This is a genomic window from Neisseria sp. P0021.S007 (genome assembly GCF_051956855.1).
The window spans coordinates 1-454 of record NZ_JBQCXA010001614.1; the positions used below are offsets into that span (position 1 = coordinate 1).

A 454-nucleotide genomic window follows, 5' to 3' on the forward strand; every position below is an offset into this window, starting at 1 on the left:
ATCAAGACCGCAGCCGTCTGAAACATTGATAGACCGGTTACTGATGTCCGCTTTCTGCTACTTTTGTCCATTTTGCCAATGTCTGCTTCATCTGTGCATGAGGGATGAAGCGGGCCATCCGTTCTACTTCCTTGCCTTGATAAAACAGCAGCCATGCAGGTGCGGTCAGCACGTGGAAACGCCCGGCCATTTCGGGTATTTCAGCAATATCGGCTTTTACGGCATACACATTTCCTTCCACCGCCAAAGCTGAGTCAAGCTGGGCGGCCACGACCGTACAAACACCGCAGATTGGGGCTTTGATGTACAGTGATACTAAAGGGTGTGTGGCGATGGCCTGTTCGATGTCTTTCAAAGTGTGCAGTTGTTGCATGCCATGTACTCCTTTGAGCGATTAAGCACGTTTCAAGTTGTCTAGAAAAGGGGGCTTTTAACGAAATGAAAACAAGAAAAC

The 454-nt window shown here is 48.7% G+C and carries 1 protein-coding gene; it reads right to left on the reverse strand.

Translation table 11 applies throughout. The features are described from left to right. Positions 1-37 precede the first annotated feature (37 nt). Positions 38-373, reverse strand: coding sequence for a thioredoxin family protein (locus ACTHUR_RS20545; protein WP_440400647.1), 336 nt, complete (start codon positions 371-373; stop codon positions 38-40). Positions 374-454 lie beyond the last annotated feature (81 nt).